At 39.9% G+C, this 17239-nt stretch carries 17 protein-coding genes; 2 read left to right on the top strand and 15 right to left on the bottom strand.

What is annotated here, in order from left to right; genetic code table 11:
- Window position 1: 1 nt before the first annotated feature.
- From ACTWPF_RS00660 to ACTWPF_RS00620, 9 genes are all read right to left on the bottom strand, one after another.
- A complete protein-coding gene (locus ACTWPF_RS00660; RefSeq protein ID WP_443147963.1) occupies window positions 2–946 on the bottom strand; it encodes a two-component system regulatory protein YycI in 945 nt (314 codons plus the stop codon).
- Complete coding sequence (locus tag ACTWPF_RS00655; RefSeq protein WP_443147962.1) at window positions 927–2243, bottom strand: YycH family regulatory protein; 1317 nt, start codon at window positions 2241–2243, stop codon at window positions 927–929. The genes ACTWPF_RS00660 and ACTWPF_RS00655 overlap by 20 nt, the downstream gene beginning before the upstream one ends.
- Window positions 2240–4081 (bottom strand): cell wall metabolism sensor histidine kinase WalK, encoded by a 1842-nt coding sequence (gene walK, locus ACTWPF_RS00650; protein WP_443147961.1) that lies wholly within the window; start codon window positions 4079–4081, stop codon window positions 2240–2242. The genes ACTWPF_RS00655 and walK overlap by 4 nt, the downstream gene beginning before the upstream one ends.
- Before the next feature lie 6 nt (window positions 4082–4087).
- On the bottom strand, window positions 4088–4792 hold the full coding sequence (gene yycF, locus ACTWPF_RS00645; protein ID WP_106898416.1) for a response regulator YycF: 705 nt from the start codon (window positions 4790–4792) through the stop codon (window positions 4088–4090).
- 310 nt (window positions 4793–5102) lie between these two features.
- Window positions 5103–6389: an adenylosuccinate synthase gene (locus ACTWPF_RS00640; RefSeq protein ID WP_161464762.1), complete on the bottom strand. Its 1287-nt coding sequence runs from the start codon at window positions 6387–6389 to the stop codon at window positions 5103–5105.
- Window positions 6390–6777: 388 nt separating this feature from the next.
- Window positions 6778–8145, bottom strand: a complete 1368-nt coding sequence (gene dnaB / locus ACTWPF_RS00635; RefSeq protein WP_036578076.1) for a replicative DNA helicase — start codon at window positions 8143–8145, stop codon at window positions 6778–6780.
- Between the two features lie 189 nt (window positions 8146–8334).
- Window positions 8335–8781, bottom strand: a complete 447-nt coding sequence (gene rplI / locus ACTWPF_RS00630) for a 50S ribosomal protein L9 (RefSeq protein ID WP_036578077.1) — start codon at window positions 8779–8781, stop codon at window positions 8335–8337.
- A complete protein-coding gene (locus ACTWPF_RS00625; RefSeq protein ID WP_443147960.1) occupies window positions 8778–10748 on the bottom strand; it encodes a DHH family phosphoesterase in 1971 nt (656 codons plus the stop codon). Before ACTWPF_RS00625 ends, rplI begins: the two co-directional genes overlap by 4 nt.
- Window positions 10749–10787: 39 nt before the next feature.
- The gene (locus ACTWPF_RS00620) at window positions 10788–11732 is read right to left on the bottom strand and encodes a YybS family protein (RefSeq protein ID WP_443147959.1); all 945 of its coding nucleotides are present in this window, start codon (window positions 11730–11732) and stop codon (window positions 10788–10790) included.
- A gap of 354 nt (window positions 11733–12086) precedes the next feature.
- On the opposite strand from ACTWPF_RS00620, the gene ACTWPF_RS00615 reads away from it, so the two are divergent.
- Together ACTWPF_RS00615 and modA are read left to right on the top strand one after the other, a co-directional pair.
- The gene (locus ACTWPF_RS00615) at window positions 12087–12569 is read left to right on the top strand and encodes a DUF1189 family protein (RefSeq protein ID WP_443147958.1); all 483 of its coding nucleotides are present in this window, start codon (window positions 12087–12089) and stop codon (window positions 12567–12569) included.
- A gap of 41 nt (window positions 12570–12610) precedes the next feature.
- Complete coding sequence (modA, locus tag ACTWPF_RS00610) at window positions 12611–13387, top strand: molybdate ABC transporter substrate-binding protein (protein ID WP_106898421.1); 777 nt, start codon at window positions 12611–12613, stop codon at window positions 13385–13387.
- A gap of 117 nt (window positions 13388–13504) precedes the next feature.
- Here modA and rpsR read toward each other — a convergent pair whose 3' ends face one another.
- From rpsR to ACTWPF_RS00580, 6 genes are all read right to left on the bottom strand, one after another.
- Window positions 13505–13735 carry a 30S ribosomal protein S18 gene (gene rpsR, locus ACTWPF_RS00605; RefSeq protein WP_106898422.1) on the bottom strand — a complete coding sequence of 77 codons (231 nt, stop codon included), beginning with the start codon at window positions 13733–13735 and terminating at the stop codon, window positions 13505–13507.
- Between the two features lie 20 nt (window positions 13736–13755).
- Complete coding sequence (ssb, locus tag ACTWPF_RS00600) at window positions 13756–14250, bottom strand: single-stranded DNA-binding protein (RefSeq protein WP_443147957.1); 495 nt, start codon at window positions 14248–14250, stop codon at window positions 13756–13758.
- Window positions 14251–14265: 15 nt separating this feature from the next.
- Complete coding sequence (gene rpsF, locus ACTWPF_RS00595) at window positions 14266–14556, bottom strand: 30S ribosomal protein S6 (RefSeq protein ID WP_036578087.1); 291 nt, start codon at window positions 14554–14556, stop codon at window positions 14266–14268.
- Window positions 14557–14728: 172 nt separating this feature from the next.
- Window positions 14729–15829, bottom strand: coding sequence for a redox-regulated ATPase YchF (gene ychF / locus ACTWPF_RS00590; RefSeq protein WP_106898424.1), 1101 nt, complete (start codon window positions 15827–15829; stop codon window positions 14729–14731).
- A gap of 250 nt (window positions 15830–16079) precedes the next feature.
- A complete protein-coding gene (locus tag ACTWPF_RS00585) occupies window positions 16080–16277 on the bottom strand; it encodes a DUF951 domain-containing protein (RefSeq protein WP_161464219.1) in 198 nt (65 codons plus the stop codon).
- Window positions 16278–16325: 48 nt separating this feature from the next.
- On the bottom strand, window positions 16326–17225 hold the full coding sequence (locus tag ACTWPF_RS00580; protein WP_238021122.1) for a mechanosensitive ion channel family protein: 900 nt from the start codon (window positions 17223–17225) through the stop codon (window positions 16326–16328).
- Window positions 17226–17239: the final 14 nt, after the last annotated feature.

The following is a 17239-nucleotide window of genomic DNA, read 5'->3' as shown; positions in this document are numbered from 1 at the left end:
GTTATTCACTCCGATTTGTTTCTGTTTCCGTTTCTGTTTGTGTCAAGTTTCTAAGTTTGTTAATCATATCCTCTTTCCAATCAATATCCTGTGGGATAAGCTGAATATCACCTAAATTATCCACTACCATATCCCGCGTAAAGCTTTCATCAGAGTTGGAAAATACTTGTCCCTCAATGGCATTTACAAAGTAATCCCGCTCATCGTTTACGGACACTTTATAGGTCGGCGCGAAAACCTGCTTTCCATTCTCAAGAGACGAAATCCATGTATGGTAGCCATAATCAACATCTACCGTGTCTTTAGATACTAATTCGTTATTATTATACAACGTTCCGATTGCTTGAATTGGCGGGATTAACGTTCGCTTACTACTGTCTCTTTTTCCGTCTGCCTCTCCAAGCATGGATTGGGTATAATACTCCATCTCATTGTTTTCATTTAAATAGACAAGTAAAAGGGCGCTCTGGTTGTAATAGATGGGCTGGTTTTCTTTCTCCTGGAAGAAAAGGAGAACATTCAAGTCTTTATCCCATTTCCAAAACTGATAACTGTCGAATTGATATATAAAATTACTAATTATATTACTAATTTCCTCACCGCCTGCGTCCTCGGCTATGGGTACTGGCTCATCCATATGGCCAACGATAAGATCTTCCGTGTTTAATACTGCTTCCTGGTTTTCCAAGCTTTCAATTTCTCCTACTTGCTTATCGGTATATTCCATTGGTAAAACAGAGATAGAAGAATCTTTCTCTACACCTACATCAATATCTCCGAGAGTGATCTCCTCTCTCTCCAATTCTTCTTGAAGTGTGAGGTCTTCTCCTCCTGGATACTGCTCTTGAGCTGCTCTGTCCTGCTTATCGATAAATTGTACAAGTAAATAAATATCCAACACGAGAAAACAGAGGATAAATAGGGTTTTAATTTGACTCCATTGCATCCTTGTTCTCCTCCCTTACCGGCTTCCAGGAACCTTTATAGTTCATGTACCATTTAGCTTCTAGACTTAGGAAGTTAGCATTATCGTTATCATTGTAAGTAAGTTGATAACCAAGACGAATAGCTTCAATATTTTCTAAAGAAATTTCTTTATCGTTCCGTAAATAGGTCAAAATCTCTTCTCCTGTGTCAAGGTTTGCAGGCTCTGGATCGGGACCAATTTCAGAAGTTACTCGAAACAGTGGGCGTTGATAACCTACAAGGATTCCATTTTTGAATTCCTGTTCGATCCTTGTAAGTTCCGTAGTTACCGACGGCTTATCAAAGACAGGATAGTCTGCATAGAACATTTGATAACGAACGATTCCAGCACGTCTATCTACCGAAAGCAGCTTGTAATCATCTGTCCAACCACCATGATCGGAAATGCTATCCATACTACTTTGAAGCAGTTCATGCCTTTGGGCAGGTATCCCTTCCGCCGAGTTTGGGTTAATAAAATTCATAGCCCGACCATTATCTACAACTTTTAATTCTCGTACAGCATCACTGAAATAGGGTTGTCCTAATGGAGTTAGGGACCGACTCACCATGGTTGGATCTCGGAATAAAGAGTTAACCAGCATTTGTTCATTAAGAGGTACAATGGAAAGCGAATAGTTGTTCATATCTTCCACTTCACTAGGCAAATAAACGTTACTTGCTCCTTCTGATAAATGGATATATTGTATTAAATCCTCTTTATCGATAAGCTTAGATTGAAATAGTTCAAAACTGCTTGCATCATTAATAACCGCACTTGCTTGGCGTTGTTGATCTACCGAAACAAAGGTCACCTCTAATAATGAACTATTCTCTTCGTAATCGATCAAAACACGATTAAACGACCAGTTTGGCAAGTTTTCCGCAGGTTGATCTAAATTAAATAGAATGTTTGCAAGCGTCATAGGCAATGCATCTGAGAATTCCATTTCCATTTCAGGATCCAACCCACTTATACTTTGTTTCTCCCGAAAATTACTCATCTTCCACCTTTGGACCTCTTCATAGAATTCTCGCTCCAGCTGAGGGGAGGGAAAGCCGTAGTGTTCCCCTTGTGAGTGAAAAACGAGAGACTGCGGCTCAACAATGGTTTTAATTGTTTCCTCTGTACCCCCAAGATCCCCGCTAACGGTATCTTCATCGCCCAAAGAAGCATCGCCTTCTGAGGGCTGGTAGGTCCATAGGCCAAAGGTCAGCAATAAGCTCACACCAATTAGTATAATTAATAAAAACGATTTGGTCGTCTCCATTCTCATCGCTCACCCCTCCACTTCTTGTTCATAAGTGGTAGTGTAAAGAAAATAGTCGTTCCTTTCCCTTCTACACTTTTTGCCCAAATTTTCCCGTGGTGTACTTCAACTAGCTCCTTGGCTATAGCTAATCCTAAGCCTGTTCCGCCAAGTTTTCTTGTGCGTGCCTTATCCGCTCTGTAAAAACGTTCGAAGATTTTTTCTAGCTTATCATACGCGATTCCCATACCCTGATCTTGAATGCTAACCAGGATGTGATGACGGTTGTTTTCAACCTTAAGCTGAATGGTTCCACCTTCAGGCGAATACTTAATGGCATTAGAAATGATATTATCAAGTACCTGCGTCATTTTATCCTTATCAAGCCAAACAAGATACTTACCTCGAGGCAAGTCACGATGTAACGTAATATGTTCTGGCGTATTCATCTCAAAGCGGTCAATAATGTGATGGAAATAGCTGACAAATTCCGTCCGTTCCTTTTGAAGTGGATACTCTTTTGCATCCATTTTAGATAACTGCAGTAGATCATTAACCATACGGATCATACGGTCTGTTTCATTTTGTGCTACATCAAGGAACTTAGGCGCAATCTCCTTATCTTTCCAGGCACCATCGGTTAATGCTTCTATATAGCTTCGCATTGTCGTCAATGGTGTTCTAAGCTCATGTGATACATTGGAAACAAAATCCCTACGTTCTTGTTCTACCTTCTCCTGTTCGGTGACATCGCTTATAACGGTGATAAAACCAGTTATCTCCTCTTCGTCATCCGCAACTGTGGAGAAATTTGCCTTGACGAGAAACTCTTCTTCTTCACTACTAAAATCAATGATCATCGAGCCACTTTCCTGTAATTCTGTTATATCTACAATTTTATCTTCAAGCTGTAATACATCAATGAGTAGCTCCCCGATAATATCGTCTGGGTCATGACCGATTAACCTGCCTGCTGCATCATTCATTAACGTAACAGCTCCAGCATTGTCTGTTGCGATAACACCATCGGACATGTTCGAGAGCACCGAACTAAGCTTTCTTCGTTCCTCTTCAATCGTTGCATAGGAATGTTTTAACCTGCTGTTCAGATCATTAAATGTATCGGCAAGATGCCCAATTTCATCTCTTCCATAAACATTTACCTTTTGGGTAAAATCTCCCCGTGCCATTAACTGTGCCTGACGACGCATTTCTTTAATCGGTTTGGTAATGGTTCGGGCTACTAGAATACCTATAAAAGCAGATACCGCAATTGCAAGAAGAGAACCCTTGAGGAAAATATCGTTAATGTTATCGAGCTGGTCATAAACCCTTTGTATATTTGCTACAACATAGAGCCAGCCGACTGTCACGTTTTCCTCCCCCTCTTTATAAAGAGGTTTCACAATCACGTACAACTGGTCTTTCGTCTCTCTATCCTGCATTTCCTTTTTTTCAGTCGTTCCACCTTGCGTGAGTACACTCTGAACAAGTTCATTTGATATTTTCTTGCCTACATCGCTTTGACTCTGATAATCGTTCGTTGCCATTATTCTGCTCTGGTTGGTAATAACCTGAAGCTTCATATTATCCTCCGAGGCTACTTCGGAAATAATACCGCGCACTTCCTCCTCCGGTGTTACCTCATTCTCGGCTCCGGACGGCACCCTGTTTAATGCCTGTTCAAGATTATGAGAGATCAGATTAACACGGTCATTAATGGAGTCTTTATACGTTTCAACCAGCTGATTCTCCAACTCCGTTGTAAAAAAAGAGCCAATCACCTGGATTGCTATTAAAAGCAACAGAATATAGATAATAATGAACTTTATCTGTATCGAACGAAAGAAACCAACTTTATTCATTCCACATTACTCCTGCTCGGGACTGCGTAGATAATATCCAACACCTCTTCGGGTTACGATCCAGACCGGATTGCTCGGATTCTCCTCAATTTTTTCACGAAGTCGACGTACCGTAACATCTACTGTTCGCACGTCACCAAAATAATCATATCCCCATACTGTCTCCAGTAAATGCTCTCTTGTCATCACCTGCCCGATATGGCGGGCCAGATAATGAAGCAGCTCAAATTCGCGATGGGTTAGCTCAATTTGTTCTCCATCTCTTGATACAACATAGGCATCTGGATGTATCACAAGGCTACCGATCACAATATCCTTCGTTGCTTTCACTGTATCGTCAGGTACCGCTTGTTGTCTACGCAGATTTGCCTTTACTCGGGCGATTACTTCCCTGTTACTAAATGGCTTCGTAACATAATCATCTGCTCCTAGTTCCAATCCAAGGACTTTATCAATCTCGGAGTCTTTTGCTGTTAGCATAATGATTGGCATCATCTGTGTTTTGCGGATTTCTCGGCACACTTCATTACCATCTTTATTTGGTAGCATAATATCCAATAATATTAGATCAGGCTTTTCCGCTTCTGCTACTTGTATGGCTTCATCGCCATCATGTGCAAGTACAACATCATAGCCTTCCTTTTCAAGGTTGAACTTTAATATATCTGCAATTGGCTGTTCATCATCAACTACTAAAATCTTTTGACTCATCTTTGCCACATCCTTTTTTTTCGCATACTTACTTGAGGTTTTTCAAAAAGTCCGGTTTTAAACCATCGCCGTATTAATGCAATGGCGGCATCACGAAATTACACTTTCCGCAGGCCATCTTTATTAAAACACTTACTTCTATTCTACCGTACTTTTGGGTAAATGTCTTTACCCGCCTATTAGTGAACTGGTTGATTTCCTTCTTTTAAACACAAAGTACTTATTATAAAAATGAAATGCAAAAAGACAGCCATAAAGGAAGGACCTATTAAGGTACTTCTTCCTTCATGGCTGACTCTCGATTCCTTACTTAGCTATATACACTACGTACAACATTTGTCTGACTACGGTCAGGCCCAACAGAGAATACAGAAAGCGGGATTTCTGTTAGTTGGGAGATGCGCTCTAGATAATGACGTGCATTTTCAGGTAGTTCATGTAAGCTTTTAACACCCGTAATATCCTCAGTCCAGCCTGGCATTTCTTCATAGACTGGTTCACACTCGGCAAGTGCCACAAGACTTGCAGGGAACTCGTTAATAACTTCCCCTTTATAGCGATACGCTACACAAATCTTCAATGTTTCAATTCCTGTTAGGACATCAATTGAGTTTAGTGATAAATCTGTGATACCACTGACACGACGCGCATGGCGAACAACGACACTATCAAACCAGCCAACACGACGTGGTCTGCCTGTTGTTGTACCATATTCACGACCAACTTCCCTGATTTGGTTACCAACTTCGTCATGTAGCTCTGTAGGGAATGGGCCATCACCAACACGCGTTGTATAGGCTTTGGATACACCGACAACATGGTTAATTTTAGTTGGACCAACACCAGAACCAATTGTTACTCCACCAGCAATCGGATTGGAGGAGGTTACAAATGGATAGGTTCCTTGGTCAATATCCAGCATGACACCTTGTGCACCTTCAAATAATACTCTGCGACCTTCATCAAGTGCGTCATTAAGTACTACGGATGTATCACAAACGTATTTAGCCATTTGCTGTCCATACTCGTAATATTCTTCAAGTATTTCTTCCACTTGGATTGGATCTACTTCATATACTTTTTCAAATAAACGGTTCTTCTCTTTAAGGTTTTGTTCCAGCTTCTCACGGAATGCATCCTTGTCCATCAAGTCGGCAATTCGAATTCCCATACGAGCCGCTTTATCCATGTAAGCAGGACCAATCCCTTTCTTCGTTGTCCCGATTTTGTTTATTCCTTTTTCTTCTTCTTGTAAAATATCTAGTTTTAAATGATATGGTAGGATAACGTGTGCGCGGTTACTGATACGCAGGTTATCAGTTGATACATTGCGCTCATGTAAATATGCAACCTCTTCTACGAATGCTTTTGGATCAATTACCATTCCATTACCAAGCACGCAAATTTTATCATCGAAAAAAATTCCGGATGGAATCAAATGTAATTTATACGTAACGTCATCAAACTTAATTGTATGTCCAGCGTTGTTACCACCTTGATATCTGGCAACTACCTCTGCATTTTGCGATAGAAAGTCAGTAATTTTTCCTTTCCCTTCATCGCCCCATTGTGTTCCAACTACTACTACTGAGGACATAGTGCACCTCCACAAATATTTATATTATATGTTTTCTTTAATCACCATTGTAAGTTTACCAATTTTGTTCATGTCAGTCAATGCGAAATACGAACAATGTTATATAAATAAATTTTATTGTTCGTAATAGGGGCCTTTTGTTTGCTATCTATATAATCCTTAAAGATCACTGGTTGTAAAATTGCTAATTCGGCGCTGTACTCCGTAATCCGGGGGTCTTTACCTATGCCTTTTCACTACCTAGATTCTTACTTATTTTATATACTGTCCTTATTTAATAGAAAAACTCGTGTCCGCTCGTCTTTTTCTTATATTTGGGACGTTAAATTTTATATACTCTTAACGAATAAAAAAACAGTCTCTCCTAAAGGAAAGACTGCTCAAATTATTACACTGGCACTGGTGGAACATCGCTTTCTGAGTAGCGATGATCTAAGTCCACAAATTTATTGTATTCTTTAACGAAAGCCAATTCTACGTTACCAACTGGACCGTTACGTTGTTTGGAAATTATGATTTCGATAATGTTTTGTTTCTCTGATTCTGTATCATAGTAATCATCACGATATAGGAAGCCAACAATATCGGCATCCTGCTCAATACTACCTGATTCACGAAGGTCGGACATCATAGGGCGTTTATCTTGTCTTTGTTCCACACCACGAGAAAGCTGAGATAGCGCGATAAGCGGTACGTTCAATTCACGGGCAAGTCCTTTTAATGAACGAGATATTTCTGATACTTCCTGCTGTCGGTTTTCTTTAGAATTAACACTACCTTGGATCAACTGCAGGTAATCAATTAGAATCATCCCAAGTCCATGCTCTTGTTTTAATCGACGGCATTTGGAGCGGATATCAGCAACCCGAATACCAGGTGTGTCATCAATATAAATACCTGCATTAGAGAGACTCCCCATTGCCATCGTTAGCTTACTCCAGTCATCTGCCTGTAACTGTCCATTTCGCATGCGCTGGGCATCAATATTCCCCTCAGCACAGAGCATACGCTGTACAAGCTGATCTGCTCCCATCTCCAGACTAAATATCGCTACATTTTCATCTGTATTAACGGCCACGTTTTGCGCTACGTTTAAGGCAAAGGCCGTTTTACCAACAGATGGTCGGGCAGCTACGATAATCAAATCATTTCGTTGGAAGCCTGAGGTGATACGATCCAAATCACGAAATCCTGTCGGTATCCCTGTAACATCCGCGCTTTGGTGATGAAGTTGCTCAATATTATCATAGACATCAATTAATACATCTTTTATTGCTTTAAAGGCACCAGAGTTTTTACGTCCGGAAACCTCTAAAATTGTTTTCTCAGCCTCGTTTAATACATCTTCTACTTCATCTTCCCGTTCAAATCCAGCTGTAACAATGTCTGTAGCGGATCGAATCAGACGGCGTAACAACGCTTTTTCATCAACTATTTTACAATAGTATGCTATATTCGCAGAGGTTGGGACACTTTCAGCCACCTCGGAAAGATACGTTACACCTCCAGCTTCCTCAAGCTGCTTCGCATTATGCAAATACGTGGTAACCGTAACGACATCAATCGGCTCACCTCTGTCAGCAAGCTTCATCATCGCACCAAAGATGCGTTGATGTGCTGCCCGGTAAAAATCCTCTGCTACGAGCAGTTCTGATGCTGTCGAAAACGCCTCTGGATCTAGAAATATAGCACCAATTATGGATTGCTCTGCCTCTATATTATGTGGTGGTCTACGATCGCTCCATGTGTCGCTCATGTACCCCGCCCCCTTTCTTTTGTGATTTCATGATAGAAGGCCCACCTTTTAAAAAGTGAGCCCTCCTTCAAAATTTTAACTACGTCGACATTACTCCCTAGCTAAAATTTGATACTTGCCTAACGTGTAAAGATAGCATGTTCCCATCAGCGTGCCATTGTTCATAAAAAACATGGTACGGTGGAATGCTTATTTTTCTGCTACATGTACTTTGATCGAGCCAGATACCTCTTGGTGGAGTTTAACTGGTACTGTTGTATACCCAAGTGCACGGATTGGCTCATCTAGCTCAATTTTACGTTTATCTATTTTATAGCCATGCTCTTTTTGCAAGGCTTCTGCAATTTGCTTACTTGTAATAGAACCAAAAAGTCGACCACTATCACCGGATTTTGCTTTTAATTCAACTGTAAGCTCCGCAAGTGTGTCTTTTAAGTCCATTGCTTCTTCTTTTTCTTGTTGCTCTAGTTGCTCACTCTTTTTCTTTTGTGCCTCTAGAGCTTTCATATTAGCATTGGTTGCTTCCTCTGCTAAGTTATTTTTTAAAAGGTAATTACGTGCATAACCATCGGAAACATTTTTCACATCACCTTTTTTGCCTTTTCCTTTAACGTCCTGTAATAAAATTACTTTCATTCAGCTTCTCTCCCCTCATAGTACTCTTCTAAAATATCTTTGAGCAGTTTCTCTGCATCATCGATTGTAGTATCTTCTATTTGAGTTGCGGCATTGGTTAAATGGCCGCCACCATTCATTTTTTCCATGACTACCTGAACATTTACTTCACCCAATGAACGAGCGCTTATTCCTATTCTACCATCTTTTCGCTCGGAAATGACAAATGATGCGTTAATTCCACTCATTGTCAATAATGTGTCAGCCGCCTGGGCAATTAATACCGGACCGTAGGCAGTTCCTTCATCCGCCTTTGATATGGCAATATGGTCGCGGTACACCTCTGCCCGCTCAATAAGCTTACTTCTTTCAATATATAAATCGAGATCTTCTTTTAAAAATTGCTGAACAAGTACGGTATCTGCACCTTTAGCTCTTAAGTAAGAGGCTGCATCAAAGGTTCTTGACCCAGTACGTAATGTAAAGCTTTTTGTATCGACAATAATCCCTGCAAGTAGTGCAGTGGCTTCAAGCATCTTCAGCTTCAGTTTTTTCGGCTGGTATTCTAAAAGCTCTGTCACCAGTTCAGCAGTGGAAGACGCATATGGTTCCATATAAACAAGTGTAGGGTTATCAATGAACTCTTCCCCTCTACGATGGTGGTCAATAACAACCTTGTATTCTGTTTGGTGTAGCAGACTCTCACTCGCTACCATGGACGGTTTATGCGTATCAACAACAACGACTAGGCTTCTGTTGCCTGTAATAGACTCTGCTTCACCTGGTTCAATAAAGTGCTGCCACACACTTTCCTCTTCTTTAATGGCATCCACTAATCGATAGACCCCAGTATCCACATCATCTGGATCAAACACAATATAACCTTCTACATCATTGGATTTCGCGATATTCAGGATTCCGATCGCCGCACCAAGTGAATCCATATCCGGAGATTTATGCCCCATAATGATAACATTGTCGCTTGCACGTACCAATTCTTTTAAAGCATGAGAGATGACGCGCGCTCTAACTCTTGTTCTTTTTTCCATCGGGTTTGTTTTCCCGCCATAAAATCTTACTTTTCCTGAATCATCCTTAATTGCTACCTGATCGCCTCCGCGTCCAAGAGCTAAATCAAGGCTCGACTGTGCAAGCTCGCCTAGAGTTGGTAAATCAACATCTCCCTGGCCAACACCGATACTTAGTGTTACAGGATTATTCTGCTCTCCGCTTAACTCGCGAACTTCATCAAGAATATCGAATTTTACTTTTTCAAGCTTTTGTAAAATATCTTTTGTACCGACTGCCAGGAACCTTTCCTGGGAAGTACGCTTTAAGTAAAGCCCATAAGAGGTCGACCATTTATTTAGAACTTCCGTTACCCTGGAATTGAGTTGACTCTTACTAGTGTCATCCATGTTCTGGGTAATCTCTTCATAGTTATCTAAGAAAATAAAGGCTAATACTGTCTGGTCATCATGATACAGTTGTTGTAATTCAGCCTGTTTTGTCCGATCAAAAAGATAAAGCAATCGCTCTTGCTTTTTCACCGTGGTCTGGAACTCATAACCTTCTAGGTGAAACCAAATACTACCTTTATTCTCTTTTATCATTGGAATAAGATCTTCAGATAATTGCTGTAGTGAACTCCCGACCAAACTATCGTCTGCAAACTGATTCATATAAGGATTTGCCCATTCAATGGTGTAATCCTCATTATATAAGATGATTCCAAACGGCATTTCAAGCAGGGCCTCTTCACCGACCCGCTTTATTCTATAAGATAGCGTTGAAATATATTGTTCTGCTTCATCCTGTAATGTTCTTTCTGTGCGTATGCTGTAAAAAAAGGATGCCCCAAGTAACAATGTCATGATAAGACCAAGCACCCACTGGAAATACCATATTACAACGAGCAATACGATAGATAGTAAATAAATGACCCATAAGTGACTACTTAGCATGGGGTTCTTCTTTCCATCTGGCATTTTCATCAGCTCCTACTGCGTAAAACCATTTTTTGAGGACTATTCATCTTTTTTTTCAAGACGGTCTCTCATCCCAAATCCCAAATCTATAATTCCGATGAATCGTACAAGAAACAGTAAGAGTGTTGGGAATAAAAGGGTGAGTACCACACTGAATATAGGAATTGCTTTGGACATTTTCTTATGGTGTGCATAAAAGAAAATAAATGAAAATCCCTGTAGGGTCATCAGTAGCCCTGTTAAAGCAAGTATATTTTGTGCCCCAGTATAAAAGAAGCTTGTCGTGTCACTTACCAAAAATGAGGCGATTAAAGCAAAGAAATATACCCAGATTAATGATGCCGGAAACCTAAGTGTTCGAAACGGCGGAAACTGCAATTCTTTTTTATCTAGTCTATTTAGCACCTTATAGCTAAGCCATTGACTGATAAATGCTATTACAATTGCTCCTCCGACAAGGATAACTGGCAATAAGTTTACGAGGAGGTCGATTGTCTGGCCAATCATTTCTTCTCCCTGTTCCTGTTCTGAAAATCCGAATTCACCAAGTGTCTCAAAGGTTAAGTCCATTGACGTATTCATTTGTTGTTCTATTTCTTCAGTCCAATTTACCTGAAAGACAACCTGTGTAAAAACAAATACAAAGAGAAGTCCAAAAATAAATCCAAACGTTCCTCTGGCCCATGTTTCATGTGCAGAAAGCTTACGATATATCGCGCCCCCGATCATTATTCCCCCACTACCCATTAAAACGGCAATAGGCAAGGAAAAAAGGGTAGCGACAAGCATCGAGATTATGGTTGCTGCAAGCCACATCAACAAAGCAGGCTTCCCACCATGTCTTGATGCATAAATCACAAACGGTATTGGTAAGAGTACCACCGCTAGAATTGATATTACAGGAACAAATACACTGACAAGCAGAAGAACTGCATATACCGCAGTCAGGATAGCTCCGTCTACTATTTTTTTAGATTGATTCATTTCGCACCTCATCTAACTTTCAATAAATATTATTCCACTTTAACATTTATCCCCCCACTTTATTGCTCGGCAAGATGTAAGCAGTAAAGTAGGGGGAAGCTTCATTCGCCTAATACTAAATCAAAGCGGACAAAAAGATTACCTTTTATAATGATAACATGTTTTTTATTGAAAGGCTTGTCGAAAACAGTAGAAAATATTATTTCCCGGGGAATATCCTGTTATAACTTGTAACGGTTTTTTCTCTTACAGAATGGCTATATGCCCCGTTAATAAAAATGTCATGTTTATTCCATCATGTGAGTTGGTTTTCCTTTATAATAGAAGATAGACTATTAAATAAGGATGAATAATATGAAATTCCGTCAAGTATTTCTGCAAAGCCTTAAACTCCCAAGTAAAAAAGCTACCTTCTCGCTAAACCGTGTTAGCATGGATGTTACAATTATTTATATGTTTATTCTGCTTATACTTGTCTCCATTCCAGCTTTTATTGATCGCATTGTGGAAAATAGTGGCGTGTCTGCCGAACTTAATATAGCTTTCCTCATTATATATTTCTTTATTTTTTACTATTTGCCAATGGCTGTTTTTGTTTATATCGGCGTCTCCATCATCGCCTACATTGGACTTAGATTAGCAAAATTGATGGAACGCAAGCTACAGTTCCCATTACTTTGGAAAATGAGCGTATTTATTGCAACGATTCCGTTTATTATATATACGATCATTGCTTTACTTCTTCCTGTAGATGATATGTTATTAGGCGCTTTTTTTGTTTATATTTTAATTATGCTGTTCTTTATTATCTCTATCTATCCAAAGCGAAGAAAGTAAAAATAACCGAATCCATATAGTTAGGAGCAGGATTATTTCCTATGAAGTATCTAGTATTCGTATTAATTGGTTTAGTCAGCCTTACCGGTTGCTCAAATGATCCATTTGTAAAATCTACTGAGGAAACCCATTTGCTATTAGCTACCACATCAAGTATGTCCGGCGTTTTGCCCGAGTTAGTGGAAGCATTTGAAGAGGAGAATCCGTATATTAACATTAACGTAGATTACGGTCCTTCCGGGGAGCTCGCCCAGCAAATACAGCAAGGAGCACCTGTTGATCTATTTATCTCTGGAAATCAGGAGTGGATGGACATGCTTGCAGATCAATCCATGATTGTACAAGATTCTAGAACGAACTTTGCTACAAATCAACTAGTGCTTGCCGGTACAGCTGGAGACGATTCTGATGTGTCATCATTTGAGGAATTAAAGCAGAGTTCGTTTGATAAAGTTATATTGGGTCAACCTGAGACTTCACCAGTTGGGTCCTATGCAAAGCAAGCACTGCAAGCCGCAGATGCCTGGGATGGCTTATCCCATTCTTTCTTTTATGCAAAAGATGTTTCCCAAGTGGTAACTTTTATTGAATCAGGAAAAGTGGACGCTGGTTTTGTTTATTATTCCGATATTATTGAATCAGATCGACTGGAAATGCTCTTTCCTGTTGATTCAAAACTCCATGATCCTATAGAGTTCCCTGTAGCAGTTACTACCTATAGCACCAACCATGCTGACTCAGAGAAATTTATTGATTTTCTACAAAGCGAAGCAGCAAAAGAAATTTTAGATGAGCATGGGTTTAACAGAAAAAATTAATTAAAGGCATGTCTCATCGTGGTAGTTTCTCCATTGGATCCTGAATAACATCGCCAACTTTCCAACCAATTAAAAAACCTCCAGATCCATATAAGGATCTGGAGGTTTTATTTACAATTACTCTGCTACGAATGGTAACAATGCCATTGTACGAGCACGTTTAACTGCTACAGTCAATTTACGTTGGTATTTTGCAGAAGTTCCAGTTACACGACGAGGAAGAATTTTTCCGCGTTCAGAAATGAAACGTCTTAGCAAATCTACATCTTTGTAATCGATGTGTGTAATTCCGTTTGCTGTGAAATAACACACTTTACGACGCTTTGCGCGTCCGCGACGAGCTGCCATTGATAACCCTCCTTTTTATATTAGAATGGTAAATCATCGTCTGATATATCAATAGGCTCCCCATTATTTCGGAATGGGTCGTCCTGATTTTGGTTCTGGTTTTGGTTCTGATTCTGATTCTGATTAGGCTGATACTGATTTTGGTTTCTATCTTGTTGGAAACCTCCTGAGTTGTCCTGTCCTCTACCCTGGGCTCCTTTAGATTCAAGGAATTGGACGCTGTCTGCAACAATTTCTGTTACAAATACCGTTTTTCCATCCTGGCTTTCAAATGTACGTGTTTGAACACGACCATCCACACCAATCAGGCTTCCCTTTTTCATAAAGTTTGCAAGGTTTTCAGCAGGTCTTCTCCAGACCACACAGTTAATGAAATCAGCTTCACGGTTTCCCTGCTGATTAGAAAAAGGACGATTAACTGCAATAGTAAAATTAGCTACGGCCACTCCGTTGGGTGTATAACGTAAATCGGGATCCTTCGTTAACCTGCCAACTAGTACGACACGATTTAACATCAGAACCACTCCCTATTATTTATCTTCTTCTCGAATTGCAATATGACGAATAATGTCATCAGAGAATTTAGCAAGGCGATCAAATTCATTTACTGCATTTTCATCACCGCTGAAATTAATGATTACATAATATCCATCACGATAGTCTTTGATTTCATAAGCAAGACGTTTCTTGCCTTTTTCATCAACTTTTTCAATCTCCGCGCCATTATCAGTTAGAATACCATTAAAGCGCTCAATTAGAGCTGTTTGAGCATCCTCTTCAATATCTGGGCGGATGATATACATGATTTCGTATTTTCTCATCCGTTACACCTCCTTTTGGTCTTAGCGGCCCTTATTTTTTGTCAGGCAAGATGCCATTCTCACTAAGGGCAAGGAGTAATCGTAATAATAATTACTCACAATAGTGTATTATACCAAATCTTTATTGAAATAACAAGGTTTCGAGAGATCCTTTTTTCGTTATACTTTTTAATTACACATTGAAACGGAAATGAATGACATCGCCGTCCTTAACGATGTATTCCTTACCTTCCAAACGTACTTTACCATTTTCTCTTGCTTGTCCCATCGTACCTGCATCTACCAAATCCCCATAAGACACCGTTTCAGCACGAATAAACCCTCTTTCAAAGTCTGTATGAATGATACCTGCGGCTTGTGGTGCTTTCATGCCTTCACGGAATGTCCAAGCTCGAACCTCCTGCTCTCCAGCAGTAAAATACGTAGCTAGTCCTAATAGATGGTAAGAAGCTTTAATAAGCTTATCCAGTCCAGACTCCGTAATGTTGAGATCTTCGAGGAACATTTCCTTCTCTTCCTGATCAAGCTCCGAAATTTCTTCTTCTATCTTCGCACAAATGACAATAACCTCTGCATTTTCTGCAGCTGCAAATTCTCTTACCTTTTGTACGTTTTCATTGCCGTCAGGATCTGCAACCTCTTCTTCACTAACATTTGCCACATATAAAGTCGGCTTTGCTGTTAGTAAGTGAAGGCCTTTTACTATTTTCCATTGATCTTCCGAGAAGTCCAATGCTCGAGCAGGCTTTTCTTCCTCTAGGCCAGCTTTTAGCTTCACAAGGATTTCCTGCTCTGCCACAGCTTCCTTATCTTTTTGTCTTGCCAGTTTCTCTACACGTTGAGACCGTTTGTTGACGGTTTCTAAGTCAGCCAAAATTAGCTCCAAATTAATGATTTCGATATCATCAATTGGATCTATTTTTCCGGAAACATGTGTAATATTTTCGTCTTGGAAACAGCGGACGACCTGACAAATCGCATCCACCTGGCGGATATGGGATAAGAATTGGTTTCCTAGTCCCTCTCCTTTACTTGCACCTTTTACAATTCCTGCGATATCAGTGAATTCAAATGCAGTGGGTACGGTTTTCTTCGGTTTTACTAATTCTGTTAATTTATCTAAGCGCTCGTCGGGTACTTCCACAATACCTACATTGGGATCAATAGTTGCAAACGGATAGTTCGCAGCTTCTGCTCCCGCTTGCGTTATTGCATTAAATAATGTTGATTTTCCGACATTCGGAAGACCGACGATTCCTGCTGTTAAAGCCATACAACCTTCACTCCTTAAGGATTTCCATTCACATGAACGTGGTAGTCCTCCTAATTATAGATAGTAGACAATCAATTGACAAGCTAGCAAAAAACAAAAATAGGCATTTTAAAATGCCTATTTTTGTTTTTAACCTTATTTTTTTATCTAACACTATCTTTTTCTACTCTCATGATACCATTTTTCGAGGAGAATCGTCCATTTTACACGTATTTAAAGTTTTCGATCCTTTCGCAAGCATCTGTTCAGATTACGATTCTGCTTTTTCCAAAACCTTTTTCATTTTCTTTGAAAAATCTCTTCGTGGAATCATCACACTATGATCACATCCAAGGCACTTAATTCGAATGTCCATTCCCATCCGAATTATTTTCCAGCGATTCTCTCCACACGGATGAGGCTTCTTCATTTGCACAACATCATGTAAGTTAAAATCTTTCTCCGCCATTCCCTTTTCTCCTTTATTTAAAGTTAATAGCTCTATTATATAGGGAAATTACTCGCCGCGCTCGCGATTTTTATCAAGCAATTTTTCTTTGTCATTTCCAGAGTACATTACAATACGTGGCGCAGGGATTTCAATTCCTGCATTGTACAATTGGTTTTGTATTTCTTTTCGGATATTTCGTTCACCGGCCCATTGGAAACCAGGAAGTGTATCAGCAATGATGCGGATCGTAAAGTGTGACACATCTAAATTTTGTACGCCAATGATTTCTGGAACCCCAACAATAAAGTCGTACTTATCTGGTAGTGTAGCGACAATATTGTTGATTGCATTTTCAGCATCATTTACATTGCTTTCATAAGGAATATTAACATCTACAATAGATAGACCGTTATGAATAGAGTAGTTTATAACCTGTGTGACATTGCCATTTGGTAACACGTGCAACTCACCAGTCCAGCTCAGCACCTTTGTAGTACGTAGTCCAATTTCTTCTACCGTTCCTTCAATTCCGGCTACTCCAACATAGTCCCCTACTGAGAATTGATCCTCAAAAATAATAAAGAACCCGGAAATGATATCACGCACAAGGTTTTGCGCACCAAACCCTATAGCCAGTCCAGCAACACCAGCTCCAGCCAGTAATGGCCCAACTTTAAATCCTAGAACATTGTCCAGAATCATAAGAATGGCAACAAAATAGACAACATAGGCTACCACATTCTTTATTAATTTTTTTAATGTAGCTTCTCGCCTTTCTGTTATACGAATTGGCCCCTTTTCTCTTTTTTTAAAGAGCCGGTCCACTAGGTTTCTCGTAACCCGGACGATAATTAATGCTAGGACAATAATCAAAATAATTCTTAAAACGCCCTCCCCGATACTAAGCCATAGGCCAGGGCCTGTCAGATAATCCCAAGATTCTTGTAACCTCTCTCCAATATTCACTACTTCTCCTCCTA

The organism is Oceanobacillus sp. M65 (assembly GCF_052246275.1).
Classification (GTDB): Bacteria; Bacillota; Bacilli; order Bacillales; family Amphibacillaceae; genus Oceanobacillus_B; species Oceanobacillus_B jordanicus.
This window is presented reverse-complemented; position numbering and strand designations above follow the sequence as displayed.

What these genes read in the sequence shown, in the direction of transcription:
- ACTWPF_RS00660 (WP_443147963.1), bottom strand. Translation starts at nt 946, where the DNA reads ATGCAATGGAGTCAAATTAAAACCCTATTTATCCTCTGTTTTCTCGTG.
- ACTWPF_RS00655 (WP_443147962.1), bottom strand. Translation starts at nt 2,243, where the DNA reads ATGAGAATGGAGACGACCAAATCGTTTTTATTAATTATACTAATTGGT.
- walK (WP_443147961.1), bottom strand. Translation starts at nt 4,081, where the DNA reads ATGAATAAAGTTGGTTTCTTTCGTTCGATACAGATAAAGTTCATTATT.
- yycF (WP_106898416.1), bottom strand. Translation starts at nt 4,792, where the DNA reads ATGAGTCAAAAGATTTTAGTAGTTGATGATGAACAGCCAATTGCAGAT.
- ACTWPF_RS00640 (WP_161464762.1), bottom strand. Translation starts at nt 6,389, where the DNA reads ATGTCCTCAGTAGTAGTAGTTGGAACACAATGGGGCGATGAAGGGAAA.
- dnaB (WP_036578076.1), bottom strand. Translation starts at nt 8,145, where the DNA reads ATGAGCGACACATGGAGCGATCGTAGACCACCACATAATATAGAGGCA.
- rplI (WP_036578077.1), bottom strand. Translation starts at nt 8,781, where the DNA reads ATGAAAGTAATTTTATTACAGGACGTTAAAGGAAAAGGCAAAAAAGGT.
- ACTWPF_RS00625 (WP_443147960.1), bottom strand. Translation starts at nt 10,748, where the DNA reads ATGCCAGATGGAAAGAAGAACCCCATGCTAAGTAGTCACTTATGGGTC.
- ACTWPF_RS00620 (WP_443147959.1), bottom strand. Translation starts at nt 11,732, where the DNA reads ATGAATCAATCTAAAAAAATAGTAGACGGAGCTATCCTGACTGCGGTA.
- ACTWPF_RS00615 (WP_443147958.1), top strand. Translation starts at nt 12,087, where the DNA reads ATGAAATTCCGTCAAGTATTTCTGCAAAGCCTTAAACTCCCAAGTAAA.
- modA (WP_106898421.1), top strand. Translation starts at nt 12,611, where the DNA reads ATGAAGTATCTAGTATTCGTATTAATTGGTTTAGTCAGCCTTACCGGT.
- rpsR (WP_106898422.1), bottom strand. Translation starts at nt 13,735, where the DNA reads ATGGCAGCTCGTCGCGGACGCGCAAAGCGTCGTAAAGTGTGTTATTTC.
- ssb (WP_443147957.1), bottom strand. Translation starts at nt 14,250, where the DNA reads ATGTTAAATCGTGTCGTACTAGTTGGCAGGTTAACGAAGGATCCCGAT.
- rpsF (WP_036578087.1), bottom strand. Translation starts at nt 14,556, where the DNA reads ATGAGAAAATACGAAATCATGTATATCATCCGCCCAGATATTGAAGAG.
- ychF (WP_106898424.1), bottom strand. Translation starts at nt 15,829, where the DNA reads ATGGCTTTAACAGCAGGAATCGTCGGTCTTCCGAATGTCGGAAAATCA.
- ACTWPF_RS00585 (WP_161464219.1), bottom strand. Translation starts at nt 16,277, where the DNA reads ATGGCGGAGAAAGATTTTAACTTACATGATGTTGTGCAAATGAAGAAG.